Origin of the sequence: Leifsonia shinshuensis, from assembly GCF_014217625.1 — a bacterium.
In the GTDB taxonomy this organism is placed as follows: domain Bacteria; phylum Actinomycetota; class Actinomycetes; order Actinomycetales; family Microbacteriaceae; genus Leifsonia; species Leifsonia shinshuensis_A.
In genome coordinates this window covers 231,539-246,677 of sequence record NZ_CP043641.1, presented here as the reverse complement: position 1 = coordinate 246,677, position 15,139 = coordinate 231,539, and the positions used below count along the sequence as shown (strand labels likewise).

20 protein-coding genes are annotated in these 15,139 nt (G+C 72.0%); 6 read left to right on the top strand and 14 right to left on the bottom strand.

Translation table 11 applies throughout. The annotated features are described in order from the left end of the window. Positions 1-164: 164 nt before the first annotated feature. The 4 genes from F1C12_RS01255 to F1C12_RS01240 form a co-directional block, all read right to left on the bottom strand. Positions 165-716: a MerR family transcriptional regulator gene (locus F1C12_RS01255; protein WP_185277076.1), complete on the bottom strand. Its 552-nt coding sequence runs from the start codon at positions 714-716 to the stop codon at positions 165-167. A 119-nt stretch (positions 717-835) separates the two neighbouring features. After that, positions 836-1,534, bottom strand: coding sequence for a transcriptional regulator FtsR (ftsR, locus tag F1C12_RS01250; protein ID WP_185277075.1), 699 nt, complete (start codon positions 1,532-1,534; stop codon positions 836-838). A 3-nt stretch (positions 1,535-1,537) separates the two neighbouring features. Next, complete coding sequence (locus F1C12_RS01245; protein WP_179609324.1) at positions 1,538-1,987, bottom strand: FHA domain-containing protein; 450 nt, start codon at positions 1,985-1,987, stop codon at positions 1,538-1,540. Positions 1,988-2,048: 61 nt separating this feature from the next. Then, entirely contained in the window at positions 2,049-2,678 is a 630-nt protein-coding gene (locus F1C12_RS01240; RefSeq protein WP_185277074.1) for a CDP-alcohol phosphatidyltransferase family protein, read from the bottom strand. A 63-nt stretch (positions 2,679-2,741) separates the two neighbouring features. On the opposite strand from F1C12_RS01240, the gene F1C12_RS01235 reads away from it, so the two are divergent. Next, positions 2,742-3,569: a DUF1295 domain-containing protein gene (locus F1C12_RS01235; protein ID WP_185277073.1), complete on the top strand. Its 828-nt coding sequence runs from the start codon at positions 2,742-2,744 to the stop codon at positions 3,567-3,569. On the opposite strand, the gene F1C12_RS01230 is transcribed toward F1C12_RS01235, so the two are convergent. Continuing rightward, on the bottom strand, positions 3,553-4,050 hold the full coding sequence (locus tag F1C12_RS01230) for a hypothetical protein (RefSeq protein ID WP_185277072.1): 498 nt from the start codon (positions 4,048-4,050) through the stop codon (positions 3,553-3,555). The two genes, F1C12_RS01235 and F1C12_RS01230, sit on opposite strands and share 17 nt — an antisense overlap. Positions 4,051-4,141: 91 nt before the next feature. Between F1C12_RS01230 and F1C12_RS01225 the strand changes: the two genes are divergently transcribed. From F1C12_RS01225 to F1C12_RS01215, 3 genes are read left to right on the top strand one after another with little or no spacing between them, the layout of a single operon-like run. Beyond that, positions 4,142-4,615, top strand: coding sequence for a hypothetical protein (locus F1C12_RS01225; RefSeq protein WP_185277071.1), 474 nt, complete (start codon positions 4,142-4,144; stop codon positions 4,613-4,615). After that, a complete protein-coding gene (locus F1C12_RS01220) occupies positions 4,612-4,995 on the top strand; it encodes an RNA-binding S4 domain-containing protein (protein WP_185277070.1) in 384 nt (127 codons plus the stop codon). Before F1C12_RS01225 ends, F1C12_RS01220 begins: the two co-directional genes overlap by 4 nt. Next, positions 4,995-5,819, top strand: coding sequence for a DUF72 domain-containing protein (locus F1C12_RS01215; RefSeq protein WP_185277069.1), 825 nt, complete (start codon positions 4,995-4,997; stop codon positions 5,817-5,819). The genes F1C12_RS01220 and F1C12_RS01215 overlap by 1 nt, the downstream gene beginning before the upstream one ends. Here the strand turns inward: F1C12_RS01215 and F1C12_RS01210 are convergent. After that, positions 5,816-6,205, bottom strand: a complete 390-nt coding sequence (locus F1C12_RS01210) for a VOC family protein (protein WP_185277068.1) — start codon at positions 6,203-6,205, stop codon at positions 5,816-5,818. The genes F1C12_RS01215 and F1C12_RS01210 overlap by 4 nt on opposite strands. Positions 6,206-6,238: 33 nt before the next feature. Further along, positions 6,239-7,186, bottom strand: a complete 948-nt coding sequence (locus F1C12_RS01205) for a nuclease-related domain-containing protein (protein ID WP_185277067.1) — start codon at positions 7,184-7,186, stop codon at positions 6,239-6,241. Positions 7,187-7,298: 112 nt separating this feature from the next. On the opposite strand from F1C12_RS01205, the gene F1C12_RS01200 reads away from it, so the two are divergent. Beyond that, the gene (locus F1C12_RS01200) at positions 7,299-7,682 is read left to right on the top strand and encodes a glyoxalase superfamily protein (protein WP_185277066.1); all 384 of its coding nucleotides are present in this window, start codon (positions 7,299-7,301) and stop codon (positions 7,680-7,682) included. Between the two features lie 12 nt (positions 7,683-7,694). On the opposite strand, the gene F1C12_RS01195 is transcribed toward F1C12_RS01200, so the two are convergent. Genes F1C12_RS01195 through F1C12_RS01170 form a run of 6 tightly spaced genes read right to left on the bottom strand, consistent with a single transcriptional unit; the run spans position 7,695 to position 12,972 of the window. Next, positions 7,695-8,579 carry a prenyltransferase gene (locus F1C12_RS01195; protein WP_185277065.1) on the bottom strand — a complete coding sequence of 295 codons (885 nt, stop codon included), beginning with the start codon at positions 8,577-8,579 and terminating at the stop codon, positions 7,695-7,697. Further along, positions 8,576-8,953, bottom strand: coding sequence for a lycopene cyclase domain-containing protein (locus tag F1C12_RS01190; RefSeq protein ID WP_185277064.1), 378 nt, complete (start codon positions 8,951-8,953; stop codon positions 8,576-8,578). Before F1C12_RS01190 ends, F1C12_RS01195 begins: the two co-directional genes overlap by 4 nt. Continuing rightward, positions 8,950-9,282, bottom strand: a complete 333-nt coding sequence (locus F1C12_RS01185; RefSeq protein ID WP_185277063.1) for a lycopene cyclase domain-containing protein — start codon at positions 9,280-9,282, stop codon at positions 8,950-8,952. Before F1C12_RS01185 ends, F1C12_RS01190 begins: the two co-directional genes overlap by 4 nt. After that, positions 9,279-10,913, bottom strand: coding sequence for a phytoene desaturase family protein (gene crtI / locus F1C12_RS01180; RefSeq protein ID WP_185277062.1), 1,635 nt, complete (start codon positions 10,911-10,913; stop codon positions 9,279-9,281). The genes F1C12_RS01185 and crtI overlap by 4 nt, the downstream gene beginning before the upstream one ends. Before the next feature lie 11 nt (positions 10,914-10,924). Beyond that, positions 10,925-11,848 carry a phytoene/squalene synthase family protein gene (locus tag F1C12_RS01175; protein ID WP_185277061.1) on the bottom strand — a complete coding sequence of 308 codons (924 nt, stop codon included), beginning with the start codon at positions 11,846-11,848 and terminating at the stop codon, positions 10,925-10,927. Then, positions 11,845-12,972, bottom strand: a complete 1,128-nt coding sequence (locus F1C12_RS01170; RefSeq protein ID WP_185277060.1) for a polyprenyl synthetase family protein — start codon at positions 12,970-12,972, stop codon at positions 11,845-11,847. The genes F1C12_RS01175 and F1C12_RS01170 overlap by 4 nt, the downstream gene beginning before the upstream one ends. 73 nt (positions 12,973-13,045) lie before the next feature. Between F1C12_RS01170 and F1C12_RS01165 the strand changes: the two genes are divergently transcribed. Further along, entirely contained in the window at positions 13,046-13,603 is a 558-nt protein-coding gene (locus tag F1C12_RS01165) for a MarR family winged helix-turn-helix transcriptional regulator (protein WP_185277059.1), read from the top strand. Here the strand turns inward: F1C12_RS01165 and F1C12_RS01160 are convergent. Beyond that, positions 13,584-15,101 (bottom strand): SDR family oxidoreductase, encoded by a 1,518-nt coding sequence (locus tag F1C12_RS01160; RefSeq protein ID WP_258046068.1) that lies wholly within the window; start codon positions 15,099-15,101, stop codon positions 13,584-13,586. The two genes, F1C12_RS01165 and F1C12_RS01160, sit on opposite strands and share 20 nt — an antisense overlap. Positions 15,102-15,139: the final 38 nt, after the last annotated feature.

The window sequence follows — 15,139 nt, the reverse complement described above, 5'->3', positions numbered from 1 at the left end:
GTTCTCCGGAGTAACGGACTTCCCGAGGGCGTGTCGCGTCAGACCTCCGGAGTTACCGTCCACGCGACTAAATCCGGAAAGAAGTCGCTACCATCCCGGAAAATGTCCGTTCCCACGGATTTTGGCCCAGAACGACCCAGATCTCCGGAGTTACGGAAGACCGCTCAGGAGGCCTTGGACTTCGCAGCCCGGCGGGCCGCCAGCTCGTCGAGGTCGTCGCCGGCCGTGTCGAGCTCGACGAGGGAGGACTCGACCTCGCGGAGGACCTTGCCGACGGCGATGCCGAAGACGCCCTGGCCGCGGCTGACCAGGTCGATGACCTCGTCGTTGGACGTGCACAGGTAGACGCTCGCGCCGTCGCTCATCAGCGTGGTCTGCGCCAGGTCGTTGACGCCCGCCTCGCGGAGCTGGTTGACCGCGGTGCGGATCTGCTGGAGCGAGATGCCGGTGTCGAGGAGGCGCTTGACCAGCTTGAGCACGAGGATGTCGCGGAAGCCGTACAGGCGCTGCGAGCCGGAGCCGGCCGCACCGCGGACCGTGGGCTCCACGAGCCCGGTGCGGGCCCAGTAGTCGAGCTGGCGGTAGGAGATGCCGGCCGCGCGGGCCGCGACAGCGCCGCGGTAGCCGTTGGCGTCGTCCATCTCGGGCAGGCCGTCGGTGAACAACAGGCCCAGGTCGTACCGGGCGGCGTCGTTGTCACGACTCAGTTCGCTCATGATGACTGCCCCTCGGTTGACGGATCGTGCGCTTCGTGATGAGGCGCTTCAACCACGGTACCCATCCCCCGGTCGCCGGGCAACGACATCCGGAAAACGCCCTCGGCGTGTCGAGCCGGTCAGGGCTGGAGGCGCGTGAGCGCTGTGCGGATGATGCTGCCGCGGACCACGTCGAGCTGCCCGGCGATCTCCCGCGCCAGCTCGGCGGTCTGCGGCCCGGCCGTCACGTCCTTGCGACGCGCGAGCGGCACCAGCGCGGTCTCGATCAGCCCGATCTCGCGCTCGGCCGCGGCGCGGAAACCGCGCAGGTGGCGCGGCCCGATGCCCGTGCGGGACAGCTCGGCGAGGGCGCGGAGCACGGTCAGAGTGTCCTCGCCGTAGACCTCGGCGGGCACGATCAGCGACGCGCTGACGGCCTCCTGCAGCAGTTCGGGGGTCGCGCCCGCCTCGCGGAGCAGTTCATCCCGGTGGAAGCGGCGGCCCGCCGGAAGCATCGACGCCGAGCCCTCGCGGGCTCCGCCGGGCAGCGGCGGGTTCTCCCCCGCGTCGAGGGCGGCGAGGTACTTCTTGATGACTTTCAGCGGGAGGTAGTTGTCCCGCTGCATCGCCAGCACCGTGTGCAGCCGCTCGACGTCCGCCGGCGAGAACTTGCGGTAGCCGGAGGCCGTGCGCGACGGAGTGATGAGCCCGCGCTCCTCGAGGAAGCGCAGCTTGGACGACGACAGGTCCGGGAACTCCGGCGTCAACCGTGCGAGCACCTGGCCGATGGAGAGCAGAGCAGGCGAGGCGGCCTGCGCCCTCGCTGCTTGCCGGGCCACTGGCTAGTTCTTCGCCGCGGCGGCGAGGTCCTGGCGCGAGGCGTAGAACGTGAGCCGGAACTTGCCGATCTGCACTTCGGACGAGTCGCTGAGCAGCGCGCTCTCGATGCGGACGCCGTCGTAGTACGTGCCGTTGAGCGACCCGAGGTCGCGGACCTCGAAGGCCGTGCCGCGGCGCGTGAACTCGGCGTGCCGGCGCGAGACGGTCACATCGTCGAGGAAGATGTCGGCGTTCGGGTGACGGCCGGCGCTCGTCACATCGGCGTCGAGGAGGAACCGCGCGCCGGTGTTGGGACCGCGCCGCACGATGAGCAGCGCCGATCCAGACGGCAGCGCCGCGATCGCCTCCTGCTCCTCTGGGCTGATCTCGCCGTCCATGGGGAACATCTTGGAGATGAACTCCTCGCCGAAGCGCGCGGTCGTGTCCTCGTTCCCCGTCGCGGCGTCGCGCAGGGGGTTCTCGGCGTCGCGGCCGTCGTCATCGGCAGCAGAAGCCCATCCAGGGTAGTTCTCGTCAGGCACCGTCAACCTCCTCGTGGTCAAGCCTATCGGAATGTGGGCCGCTGTCATCGGCCGGGAGGCGGATGACGCGTGCGGTCTCCCGAATGTAGACGATGCCGGCCCACCAGTAGAGGAACGCGCCCCACAGCGCGAAGGCCCAGCCGAGCGGCAGCGAATACGGCGCGAGCGGGTCGAAGGCCTCGCCCAGCATGAGCAGCGGGAGCGCCCAGAACAGGCAGAAAGTGGCGACCTTGCCGAGATGGTGGACCGGCAGCGGGCCGAAGCCGTGGTTGGCGAGGATCACTCCGAGGACCGCGAGCATGACGTCGCGCGCGACGATGACCGCCACCAGCCACCAGGGGATGACCTCCCGCCAGGCGAGGCCGACGAGGGCGGCGAAGATGTAGAGCCGGTCTGCGGCGGGGTCGAGGAGCTGCCCGAGCCGGGAGACCTGGTTCAGCTTCCTGGCCAGCCAGCCGTCCAAGAAGTCGGTGACGCTGGAGACGATGAGGACCAGGAGGGCGAGCGCGTCCTCCCCCGCGATCACGAACGCCAGGAACACCGGCACCAGAGCCAGCCGGAAGAAGCTGAGGACGTTCGGGATCGTCCACACGCGCGAGCTCACCGCGCCGACACCATCCACGATTCCACTCTACTGACCGTGGATGCCCCGTCCAGGCCGCAGCACGACCCTAGGATGTGGGTCGTGGAGCCCTTCTTCGTGTGTCTCTGGATCCTCGCTGGCGTGTGCGCCGCGACCTGGGTGCTGTCGCTGATCACGGGCGAGCACTCCTGGGTCGACCGGATCTGGTCCGTCGTGCCCGTCGTCTACGTCTGGGTGTTCGCGATCGCCGCCGGCCTCCACGACGCCCGGCTCGACCTGATGGCGGCGCTCGTGACGCTGTGGGGCGCCCGGCTGACCTTCAACTTCGCGCGCAAGGGCGGCTATGCGCCGGGCGGCGAGGACTACCGCTGGGAGGTGCTGCGCGGCCGGATGGGCCGGGGCGCCTTCGCGCTGTTCAACCTGTTCTTCATCGTGATCTACCAGAACGTGCTGCTCCTGCTGATCGCGCTCCCGGCCTGGACAGCCTTTCAGCATCCGACGCCGCTGAACGGCTTCGACGTCGCCCTCGCGGTGCTGTTCCTGGTGCTGCTCACCGGCGAGACCGTCGCCGACCAGCAGCAGTGGGACTTCCACCGCTGGAAGAAGGCGGAGGTCGCCACAGGGAAGCAGCCCAGCCCGCGTTTCCTGCAGACCGGGCTGTTCCGCTACTCCCGGCATCCGAACTTCTTCTGCGAGCAGGCCCAGTGGTGGGTGGTGTTCCTGTTCGGCGGCGCGGCCGCCGGATCGCTGCTGCAGTGGACCGTGATCGGGCCGGTGCTGCTCACCGGGCTCTTCATCGGCTCGACGGTCTTCACCGAGAGCATCTCGCGCTCGCGCTACCCCGAGTACGCGGAGTACCAGCGCCGCACGTCGCCGGTCGTTCCGTGGTTCCCTCGGCGCGGCGGGGAGGCCGTCACGGCGCGGTCGTGACGGCGCGCGCCGGGCGCGGGAAGGCCTCCCGCATGTGGTCGGAGTCGAGGTAGTCGGCCACGCCGATCAGGATGAGGCTGAACACGATCTGCTCCGTCACCATCCAGAACGGGTAGAGGCCCGGGATCGCGGCGATCACGAGCGTGACGACCGGGAAGATCTTCGAGAACAGCCGCAGGCGCGAGTAGGCCCAGTAGTAGCCCTTCTGCGCCCGCCAGGCGAAGTAGAACAGCGTGACGGTCATGCCGAGCACGACCACGGAGCGCATCCAGACCGCGAACGGGACGGGGGCACCGTCGAGCGTGAGCACCGAGGCGATGACGACGGCGGTGGTGCCGACGATGAGTTCGGCGACCAGCAGCCAGGCGATGACGACGAACGCACGGCGCGTCCGCGGGTGGTCGCGCCCCTCCTCCGGGACGGTGTAACCGGCGTGGCGTCCGCCCGCGATCCGGTCGAGCCGTCGGAGCAGTGAATCCATGTATTCAACTTAACCCGGCGACGCTGGGAGGCCCTTCACTTTCCCGATGTCACAGCCATCCTTCGATGGATCGAGCGCGTACCGTGGAGTCATGTCCTGCATCCGCTTCAACACCCCCGCCCAGCGTCAGGCCATGCGCGAGCACCGTCCCGCGATGCTCACCGCGGAGGAGGCCGCCGCGCTGCACCCGGCGCCGGAAGTGACCGAGAGCAAGCTGCGGAGGCTGCGGCTGCTGGCGGCGGACCCGAACCCGAAGATCCGGGAGGCCGTGGCCTCCAGCTACAACACGCCGCTCGACCTCTTCGAGACGCTCGCGAAGGACCCGGACGAGGGTGTGCGCGGCTGCGTCGCCAAGAACGAGGCGACGCCGTGCGACATCCTGCGCTCGCTCGCGACCGACAAGTCGGAGACCGTGCGCGGCTGGGTGGCCGTCAACTACTACGTGCCGGCCGATGTGATGGAGGCGCTGGCGGGCGACCGCAGCAAGACGGTGCGCAGCCTCGTGAAGTGGAAGGCGCAGCTCGCCGAGGAGGCGGAGGCGGAGCAGGCCGCGCTCTCGCGATGACCGCGACGCCGTCCGGCGCGAACGCGGTGCGCGTGGACGCCTGGGCCTGGGCGGTGCGGCTCTACAAGACGCGCTCGGCAGCCTCCGACGCCTGCAAGGCAGGGCACCTGAAGGTGAACGGCGACCGGGCGAAGCCGTCGCAGCAGGTGAAGGTCGGCGACGAGGTGCGCGCCTACGTCGGCGGCTCCGAGAAGATCTACATCGCCCGCCGGCTGATCGTGAAGCGCGTCGGTGCGGCGATCGCGGCCGAGTGCTTCGAGGACCGCACGCCTCCCCCGCCGCCGAAGGCCGAGACCCCGTCGGACGTCACGCGCGAGCGCGGCGCCGGACGGCCGACCAAACGCGACCGCCGCCTCCTGGACCAGCTGCGGGGCCGCTGATGGCGGTGGCGCGGGTGGGGATCTCCGGGTGGACGTACGCGCCGTGGCGCGGCGTGTTCTACCCGAAGGGCCTGCCGCACCGCGCCGAGCTGGAGTACGCCTCCCAGCGGCTGAGTTCGATCGAGCTGAACGGCAGCTTCTACGCCCTCCAGAAGCCCTCCAGCTATCGCAATTGGGCGGCGGGCACCCCGGACGACTTCGTCTTCGCGGTCAAGGGCGGCCGCTACATCACGCACATCCTGCGTCTGAAGAACGCGCGGGCGGCGGTCGCCAACCTGTTCGCGTCCGGCGTCCTGACGCTCGGCCCCAAGCTCGGCCCGCTGCTCTGGCAGCTGCCGCCGAACCTGCAGTTCGACCCGGAGGCGCTGGACGCCTTCCTCGGGATGCTGCCGGCGACGACGGCGCGGGCACGGGCGCTGGCGGCGGACACGACGCTGGAGGAGGACAGGACGGACTACTCCGGAACGGACGACCGCCCGCTCCGGCATGCGGTGGAGGCCAGGCACGCGAGCTTCGCCGACCCCGCCTTCGCGCGCATCTGCCGCGAGCACGGCGTCGCGGTGGTGCTCGCGGACACGGCGGGACGGTATCCCGTGCTGCGCGAGACCACGGCCGACTTCGTCTACGTCCGCCTGCACGGCGACGAGGAGCTGTACGCGAGCGGGTACACCGACGAGGCGCTCGACCGCTGGGCCGGCGAGCTGCGCGAACGGCTGGCGGCCGGGCTCGACGTCTACGCGTACTTCGACAACGACATGAAGGTGCGCGCGCCGTACGACGCGATGGGGCTGCTGGAGCGGCTGCGCCGGCCTGCGACGGGCTAGCCCGCCAGCACCGACATCACGTTGCCCGCGGGGTCGCGGAACCAGGCGATGTCAGGCCCGCGGTTCGCCGCGCGGCCGCGGGCGACGCCCTTCTCGTCGGTGTGCAGGTCGTCGTCGTCGTAGATCTTGGTGACGACGCCCTTGGCGTTCAGGTCGTCGACGGCGGCGTCGATGTCGTCCACCGCGAGGTTCAGAATGGTGAAGCTCGCCGGGGTGTGGTCGGGCTTCGGGTAGACGAAGACATGGCCGCCGCCCGGGAGGGCGATGTCGAGGTTGCCGCCGGGGCCTTCGGTCACGTCGAGGCCGAGGGCGTCGCGGTAGAAGTCGCGGGCGGCGTCGATGTCGTTCACGCTGAAACCGCTGAAGATGTCGATTGCGTTGACCATGCCGCCCACTCTGCCCCGGAGCGGGCGCGGCGTCTAGACGAAGCGGACGGCCTCCTGCAGCCGCGGCCGCAGCTCGAACGCGCGGTCGACGCTCGCGCGGCCTGCCGCGTCGGCGCCGTCGCGGAGGCTCTTCGGCAGCAGGGACCTGCGCACCACCGTCGCCCCGGCCAGCCGGCCGCGCTGCACGACGTCCAGCGGGACGGCCAGCGCGTCGTCCGGGACCACCACGATCAGGCCGGTGAAGCGCACGCCGGCCTGCCGGCCGAAGCTCTTGGCGGCGTTGTGCAGCTCGTGGAAGGGCTCCTCGTCGCGGTGGATTCCGTCGCCCACCAGCTCACCCTTCGCCAGCTTGACCGGGCCGCCCCAGTCGGCGGAGCGGATGGCGAACAGGCCGGCGGGGCCGAGGACGATGTGGTCGAGCTTGGCGTCGGTCGCCGGGTGCACGGCCACGTCGTTCCAGATCGTGAATCCGATGCCGAGGCCGGAGACGGCGCGGGCGGTCGCCTCCTCGGCGAGCGCCTCCGCCAGCAGCATCCGGATCTCGCGCGGCGCCGAGCGGACCAGTGCGGGGTCGTACGGGTCGCCGGGGTCGGCGCCGCGGCCCATCCACTCGCGCATCAGGGTCAGGAAGCGCTCGCGGGCGCGGCCGCCGGGATGGCCGTAGCTGCGGGCGCGGACGGTCGGCCCGCGGCCGGCGGAGCGGGTGGGGTGGACGGTGGCGCTGAAGCCGCCGCCTCCCGACTCGCCGGAGACGGCGTCCACCACCAGGGACTCTCCGCGGTCGTAGCGCGCCCGGTCCTCGGGGTCGCCGACCTGCTCCCACGCCAGCTGCACGGCCTGGAACGCCTCGGCGGTGCCGCCGGTGTCCGGGTGGGTGAGGCGGGCGAGCCGGCGGTAGGCGCGACGCAGCTCCTCCTGGCTGACGGTCGCGCTGACGCCGAGCACCTCGTAGGCGCTCGGCGCGGCGGGACTGTCACTCATGCTTCCCGAGAGTAGCGGGCGGATCCGTGGATTCGCTCGATTTCGATTGAGGACGGAATGTGACCGGATGCGGTCATAGCCTGGTGTCACACCAACCGGAAGGGCAGGAATCATGACCATCAGCGACTGGCGCATCGAGCTCATCATCGTCCCCGTCACCGACGTCGACCGGGCCAAGGCGTTCTATGTGGACGCGCTCGGCTGGAACGGCGACTTCGACCAGCGCGTCTCGGACACGCTCCGGTTCGTCCAGGTGACGCCTCCCGGCTCCGCCTGCTCGATCGCGTTCGGCGAGGGGCTGACCGACATGGTCCCCGGCACGATGAAGGGGTTGCAGATCGTGATCCCGGACGCCGACGCCGCCCTCGAGCACCTGCGCAGCAATGGCATCGAGGCGCAGGGCGTGGACGAGCAGGCCTGGGGTCGCTTCGTCTTCTTCACCGACCCGGACGGCAACGGCTGGAGCCTGCAGCAGCTCGTGCCGCAGAACGGCTAGCGGGCAGGACTCCTAGCGGGAGCCCAGCGCGTAACCGATCAGCAGCAGCGTGACCACGAAGCCGCACGCGTAGTTGATCCAGAGGAAGCGCCGCCAGCCCCGGTTGGCGGCGCTCGCGCGTTCGTCGGGAACCGACCAGTACGGCGCCGCGGTGAGGATGTACGGGAGGGCGAGCACGGCGGCGAGCGGGCCGGGCCACGCCGTGCCGAGCATCGCGACGCCGGCGGCGGCCCAGGCGAGGATCGCGAGCCTGGTCGTCCGCGCGGCGCCGAGCACGGTCGCGATGGAGGCGATGCCGCCCTCCCGGTCGGGAACGACGTCCTGCACGGCGCCGAACGCGTGACTGCCGACGCCCCACAGGAAGAAGGCGAGCAGCAGCAGCCAGAGCGCCGGGGTGAAGACGGCTCCGGCGAGGACGAGGCCGTAGAGCGCCGGGCTGACGAAGTGGAAGCTCGACGTGGCCGAGTCGAGGAAGGGCACCTCCTTGAACCGCAGGCCCTTCACCGAGTACGCCAGCACCGCGAAGACGCTCGCGGCGAGCACGAGCCAGGACAGCGGCGAGCCGGCCACGACGAGGAAGACCAGGAACGGCACGTTGGTCACGGCCGCGGCGACCAGCGTGCGGCGGTGCATCCCACGGTCGAGGAGAGCTCCCTCCGCGCCGCCCTTGCGCGGGTTGCGCAGGTCGGACTCGTAGTCGAACACGTCGTTCACCCCGTACATCGCGAGGTTGTACGGGACGAGGAAGTAGAGCGTGCCCACGATCAGCACGGCGTCGACCCGGCCGGTGGTCACCAGGTACGCGGCGGCGAACGGGAACGCGGTGTTGATCCAGCTCAGCGGGCGGGACGCGAGGAGCAGCTGGCGTGCGGCGGAGGGCGCGACGGCGGTGGTCATCGGCCGCTCCGTTCGTGGGTGCGGGAGTCAGCGGGCCGTTCGCGCGTGGGTGTCGTGTCGTCCGGTCGCGGACGCAGCAGCAGCCAGAGCCCGGGCAGAAGCAGCAGCCCGGCGACGGGATAGGCGAGGTCCTCGATCGGGACCAGCCAGAGATGGACGCCGGAGATCGCGGCCGAGGCGTAGGTCATCAGACCGGCCGCGATCATCAGGTTGTCGAAGACGGCGGTGAGGACGACCAGGACCACGCCGGTGACGACGGCCGGGACGGTCCAGCGCGCGACGAGCCGGGCACGGTCGGGAGCGCGCACCAGCCCCGCGACGAGGACGGCGGCGGTGAGCGCGAGGAACGCGGCGCTGAGCAGCGGGTAGGTCATCCGCGCCTCCATCCGCGGTCGAGCGCCGCGCGCGTCCCGAACAGCAGGACGAGCGTCAGGTAGCAGAGGAACACCAGGAACACCGGCTCTTCCAGCGGCAGCTGCGGCGCCAGCTCGATCCCGGTCATGTACGGCGACCGGCCGCGCGCGAAGACGCCGAGCGCGATGCCGAGGACATCCCAGGCGAGGAAGAACACCAGGCCGGCGGCCAGCACGAGCCCGGCCCGCCGCGCCGTCCCTCCGCGCCAGAAGACCAGGGCGAAGCGCCGGTCGAGCAGCACGAGCGCGCCGAGGGCGACCAGCAGGCAGGCGAGGTAGGCGAGGTTCACGGGACGCGCTCCCCCGTGCTCGCCGGATGCAGCGGCTCCGGCAGTGGGGCCGCTGTCCCGTCGCCGCGGAGACGCTTGAGGACGAGCTCGGCGCTGATCAGGCACATGGGCAGGCCGATCCCCGGGATGGTCGACGATCCGGCGTAGAGGAGGCCGTCCACGCGCTTGGACGCGTTCCCCGGCCGGAGGAACGCGCTCTGCCGGAGGGTGTGCGCGAGCCCGAGCGCGCCGCCCATCCAGGCGTTGACGCCCTGGGCGAAGTCGTCGGGGCCGACCGTGCGGCGCACGACGATCCGGTCGGCGAGGTCCGGGATGCCCGCCCAGGCACCGACCTGCGCCACCGCCGCGTCGGCCGTCCGCTCCACGAGGCGGTCGCCGGCGCCGTCCACGCCGCCGCGGCCGATCGACACGTCGGCGGCGACCGGGACGAGCACGAACAGGTTCTCGTGCCCGGCGGGCGCGACGTCCGGGTCGGTCGCGCTCGGCATGCAGACGTACAGCGAGGCCGGGTCCGGGATGACCGTGCCCCGGCCGAAGCCGCGCCGCGCGCCGTAGATCCGCGCGAAGCCGGCCTCCCAGTCGGTCGTGAAGAACAGATTGTGGTGGGTGAGCTCGGGGAGGGCGCCGCGGACGCCGAGCATGGCGAGCACCGCGCCGGGGCCGGGGTCGCGGCGGTCCCAGGTGCGCTCGGGCGTGCGCAGGTGCGGCGGCAGCAGGTCGGTCTCGGTGTGGTGGAGGTCGGCGGCCGAGACCACGACGTCCGCCTCGGCGACCTGCGCACGGCCGGCCGCGTCGACGTACTCGACGCCGGTTGCGCGCGAACGCCCGCGGCGACCGTGTCCGGGCTCGGTGCGGATCGCTGTCACCCGCGCGCCGGTCACCAGTTCGGCGCCGGCGGCCTCGGCAAGGGCCGCGATCCGGCCGATCAGCTCGGTGAAGCCGCCGAGCGGATAACGGACCCCGTCGTCGAGGTCGAGGTGGCTCATCAGGTGGTACATGCTGGGCGCGCGGCCGGGCGAGGTGCCGAGGAACACCGCCGGGTAGCCGAGAAGCTGCCGGAGCCGGGTGTCCGTCACGAAGCCGGCGGCGTAGCGGTCCAGCGGCTCGAACAGGAGCCGCGCCAGCCTCCCGGCGCGGCGCAGCACGGCCGGGTCGAGCAGCGGCCCGGGCGTCGCGAAGGTCGCGTAGAGGAAGCGGTCCACGGCAAGGCGGTAGGTCTCCGCCGCGCTCGCCAGGTAGCGGTCGAGCGCGGCCCCCGCGCCCGGCTCCACGCTCTCGAACAGCGCGCGGTTGGCGCGCCCGTCCGCGCGGATGTCCAGCGGCGCGCCGCCCTGCTCCGCGAACAGGCGGTAGCCGGGATCGAGCGTCACGAGGTCGAGCTGTTCGGCGGCGCTCGTGCCCAGCAGCCGGAAGAAGTGCTCGAACACCTCGGGCATCAGGTACCACGACGGCCCGGTGTCGAAGCGGAAGCCGTCCGCCTCCCAGAGTCCGGCCCGGCCGCCGAGCTCGTCCTGCTGTTCGAGGAGGGTGACCCTGCGGCCGTCGTGCGCCAGCAGCGCCGCGGTCGCGAGCCCGGCGATCCCGCCCCCGACGATGACGACGCGATCAGCGCTCAAGCGATCGGCGGGCATTCGGCGCTCCGTCACCGCAGGGATCCCGTCGAGGCCCGGAGCAGGATCGCGAGCTTCGTGGGATTCGGCACGCGCACGCGCCGGACCAGCAGGTCCTGCGCCGGCGTCGCCCGGATGCGGTCGCTCAGCTCGGAGAACAGCCCGTGCGCCGCGGCGATGGCGCGGCGGCAGTTCTCCGGCAGCTCCGGGATGGCGTCGGCCGCGGCCCCCAGGTCGCAGTCGATGTCCACGACAAGAGCCAGCTTCTGCCGCTCGGTGAGGTGCGCGGGGTCGATGCCGGGGAAGTAGCTGCGGCCGAGCTCGGCGTAGTCGACGGCGAGGTCGCGCAGGAAGTTGATCTTCTGAAACGCCGCCCCGAGCCTGCGCGCACCGGCCTCCAGCCGGCGCCGGGTCGGGTCCGGCACGGGCGAGTCGGCGAGGAACACGGCGAGGCACATCAACCCGACGACCTCCGCCGAGCCGTAGACGTAGGCGCTGAGCTCGTCGGCGGAGAAGTCGACCGGATCGAGGTCGCGGCGCATGGAGGCGAAGAACGGCCGGGTCAGCTCGGCACCGAAGCCGGCCGATCGCGCCGAACGGGCGAAGGCGTGCACGACGACGTTGGCACTGTAGCCGGTGCGCAGCGCCTGCTCGGTGTCGGCCTCCAGCGCGCCGAGCACCTCCCGGATCTGCTCGGAGGTCAGCCCGGCCTCCGCGGCGGCTCCGTCCACGATCTCGTCGGCGACGCGGACCAGTGCGTAGACGTCCTCCACCCGGGGACGGACGGAGGGCGACAGCAGCCGCGTCGCCATCCCGAACGAGGTCGAGTACTCGTGGATGATCGTGGCCGCGCTGCGATGGGCGGCCCGGCCGTAGAGGGCGAGGTCGGTGTCGGAGGGAGGAGTGGGGGGCTCCCCGGGGGAGGTCTCCGACGCCGACGGCTCTGTACGCGTCATGCCGTCCTCCCGACGCAGCCGAGGGCGACGCCGGTGAGCGTCGCGGCGAGCGCGGACGGCAGCAGCGGCGAGTCGAGTGCGGCGACGGCGGCGGTGACATGGTCGGCCAGCAGCCGCTCGGCGAAGGCACGGGCGCCGCAGCGTTCCAGGCCCGCGGCCAGCTCTGCTGTGTCGGCGGGGCCGAGGTCGTCCCGGCCGAACAGCGGCTCGATGTCGGGCCATTGCGCCGTGCCTCGCGCGAAAGCGATGAGTGTGGTCTCCTTGCCCTGCTGGAGGTCGCCGACCGCCGTCTTGCCCGTCACGGACTCGTCCCCGTACACCCCGAGCAGGTCGTCTCCGAGCTGGAAGGCGACGCCCACCAGCCGGCCGTAGCGGGTCAGCAGCTCCACGACGTCGTCGCCCGCTCCCGCGAGCAGGGCGCCCGCGGCGAGCGGCCCGGACACGGAGTACTCCGCGGTCTTGTCCGCGGTCATCGTGAGGACGTCGGGCAACCCGCTCGCGGACATCCCGGTGGCCAGGCCCACGTCGGCCAGCTCGCCGGCGGCGGTGACGAAGACGGCCCGGTCGATCAGGTCGAGCAGCCGGGAGCGGTTGGCCTCCGCGACCCTCAGGCGCGCGATCCGCTGTGCGGCGGCGTGCAGCAGCAGGTCGCCGGCGAGGATGGCCGCCGACTCGCCCCAGAGCCGGGCGCGGGGGAACCCGGCTCCCCGGAACAGGGCGTCGGCGCTGAACTCGCCGGCGACGTTCGGACGGCCGCGGCGAACCGTGTCGCCGTCGATCACGTCGTCGTGCAGCAGGAAGGCGGTGTGCAGGAGCTCGAAGGCGAGCGCGGTCTGGACCGCTGCGGCACGGTCTTCGGCGTCGCGGTCCCCGAAGCCGGCCGAGCCGTGGAAGGCGGACAGCACCAGCCGGGGCCGGAGCCGCTTGCCGCCGCGGGCGGACTCCCCCACGGCCTGCCACAGGCGGGTGTACTCCTCCCCGTGGGCCGCGGCGTCGCGTTCGCGTTGCCCGAGGAATGCGGACAACTCGCGCTCCACCGAGCGCAGATCGTCCTCCACTGGATCGGAAGCCGAGACCTCCGCATCGCTGCGCTGCTCCGTGAGTTCCGGGCGAAGCTGGGTCATACCGACCTCCTTTACCTAGCCTGGTTAGCAAATAACTTAGCACGCTTCTTACGATGGGCAATAGGATGTCCGCATGAGTTCGAAGGAGGAGGCCCGGCGGATCTCCGGGTCGTTGATCGACCCGCGGGTGATCGACCCGCGTCAGGAGCTCGTGCGCCACGACGACCTGAGCGAGGACGAGCTCCAGCAGGTCATCGGCGTCCTCGACGCGGTCCGCGGCTGGCGGGAGGCCGAGCAGCGCCTCAGCTTCGAGTCGCGCACCGCTATGCAGCTCAACGAGACCGACATGAAGGCGCTGCGCTACATCATCGCCTCCACGAACGCGCACGTCGCGGTGACCGCCGGGGCGCTCGCCGAGCACCTGCACATCTCGACCGCCTCCGTCACCAAGCTGCTCGACCGCCTGGAGCGCGCCGGGCACATCGTCCGCAAGCCGCACCCGACCGACCGCCGCGCCGTCACCGTCGAGATCACGGCGGAAACCCACCGCCAGGTGCGCCGCACGATGGGGATGCAGCACGCGCGCCGGTTCGAGGTCGCCCGGGCGCTCAGCCCGGAGGAGCGCGAGATCGTCACGCGCTTCCTGCACGACCTGAGCGCGACGACACTGGTCACCGCTCCGCCGGAGTGATCCCTTCCGGGGGCGGTGTGCGCGCCGCCCCCTCGGCCTCCACGACGATCCGCTCGGCCATCCCGGCGAAGATGACGCCGTGGAACGGCAGGATCGCCAGCCAGTAGAGCCGGCCGGCGAGCCCGTGCGGGAAGAACACGGCGCGCTGCCGGTAGCGCGAGCCCGCGCCGTCCGGGCCTGCGCCGGAGGGGGTGACGCCGAGCTCCAGCCAGGCGAGACCCGGCACCCGCATCTCGGCGCGCAGCCGCAGCGCCGACCCGCGTTCGATGTGCTCGACGCGCCACCAGTCGAGCGCGTCCCCGGTCTGCAGCCGGTCGGCGTCGCGGCGGCCGCGGCGCAGGCCCACGCCTCCGGCCAGCTTGTCCAGCCAGCCGCGCAGCGCCCAGGCGAGCGGGAAGGAGTACCAGCCGCGGTCGCCGCCGATCCCCTCGATGACGCGCCAGACCTCCGCGGCCGGCGCCGTGCTGGTCCGCTCGCGCACGTCGGTGTAGACGGTGTGGCCCGACCAGTCCGGGTCGCTCGGCAGCGGATCGCTCGGCGCCCCGGACACCGAGGCGTCCTGCCAGCTCGTCTCCACCGTCCCGGCCCGCAGCCGCGCCAGCGCCAGCCGCACGGACGCGCGGTAGCCGGTGAGGCCGCCCTCCGGCGGGGCGATCACGGCGTCGATGTCGTGCTCGCGCATCACGCAGTCGTACTGCAGCGACTCGATGATCGGCACCGCGAGCGCGCGCGGGATCGGGGTGACCAGGTTCACCCACTGCGACGCCAGCCACGGGGTGAACACCGGCAGCGAGGCGATCGGGCGCTGCCGGAGGCCCGCCTCCAGCGCGTAGCCATTCATCATCTGCCCGTAGCGGAGGATGTCGGGTCCGCCGATGTCGAAGGCGCGGGACACCTCCGGCGGCAGCTCGGCGGCCGCCAGCAGATAGTGCAGCACGTCGCGCACCGCGATCGGCTGGATGCGGTTGCGCACCCAGCGCGGCGCCGGCATGTACGGGAGCACGTCGGTGAGCTGGCGGATCATCTCGAACGACGCCGAGCCCGAGCCGATGACGACGCCGGCCTGCAGCACGACGGTCGGCACCCCGGAGTCGAGGAGGATGCGGCCGACGGCGACGCGGGAGCGCAGGTGCCGCGAGAGCGGGCCGTCCGGGTGCAGCGCGCCGAGATAGACGATCCGGCGCACGCCCGCCTCGGCCGCGGTCTCGGCGACCGTGCGGGCGCCGTCGGCCTCCTCCTCGTCGAAGTCGCCGGTGGCCCGCATGGAGTGCACGAGGTAGTACACGATGTCCACATCGCGCACGGCCTCCGCAACGGACGCGCGGTCGTGCAGGTCGCCCTTCACGACCTCCACCTCCGGCGCCCAGGGCACGTCGGTGAGCTTGAGCGGCGAGCGGACCAGCACCCGCACGCGATAGCCGCGCTCCAGCAGGCGGGGCACCAGGCGGCCGCCGATGTAGCCGGTCGCGCCGGTCACGAGCACGCGTCGAGGTTCCACCGCCCGACCATACCCCCGGCGCGCGGACCCTCCCCGGC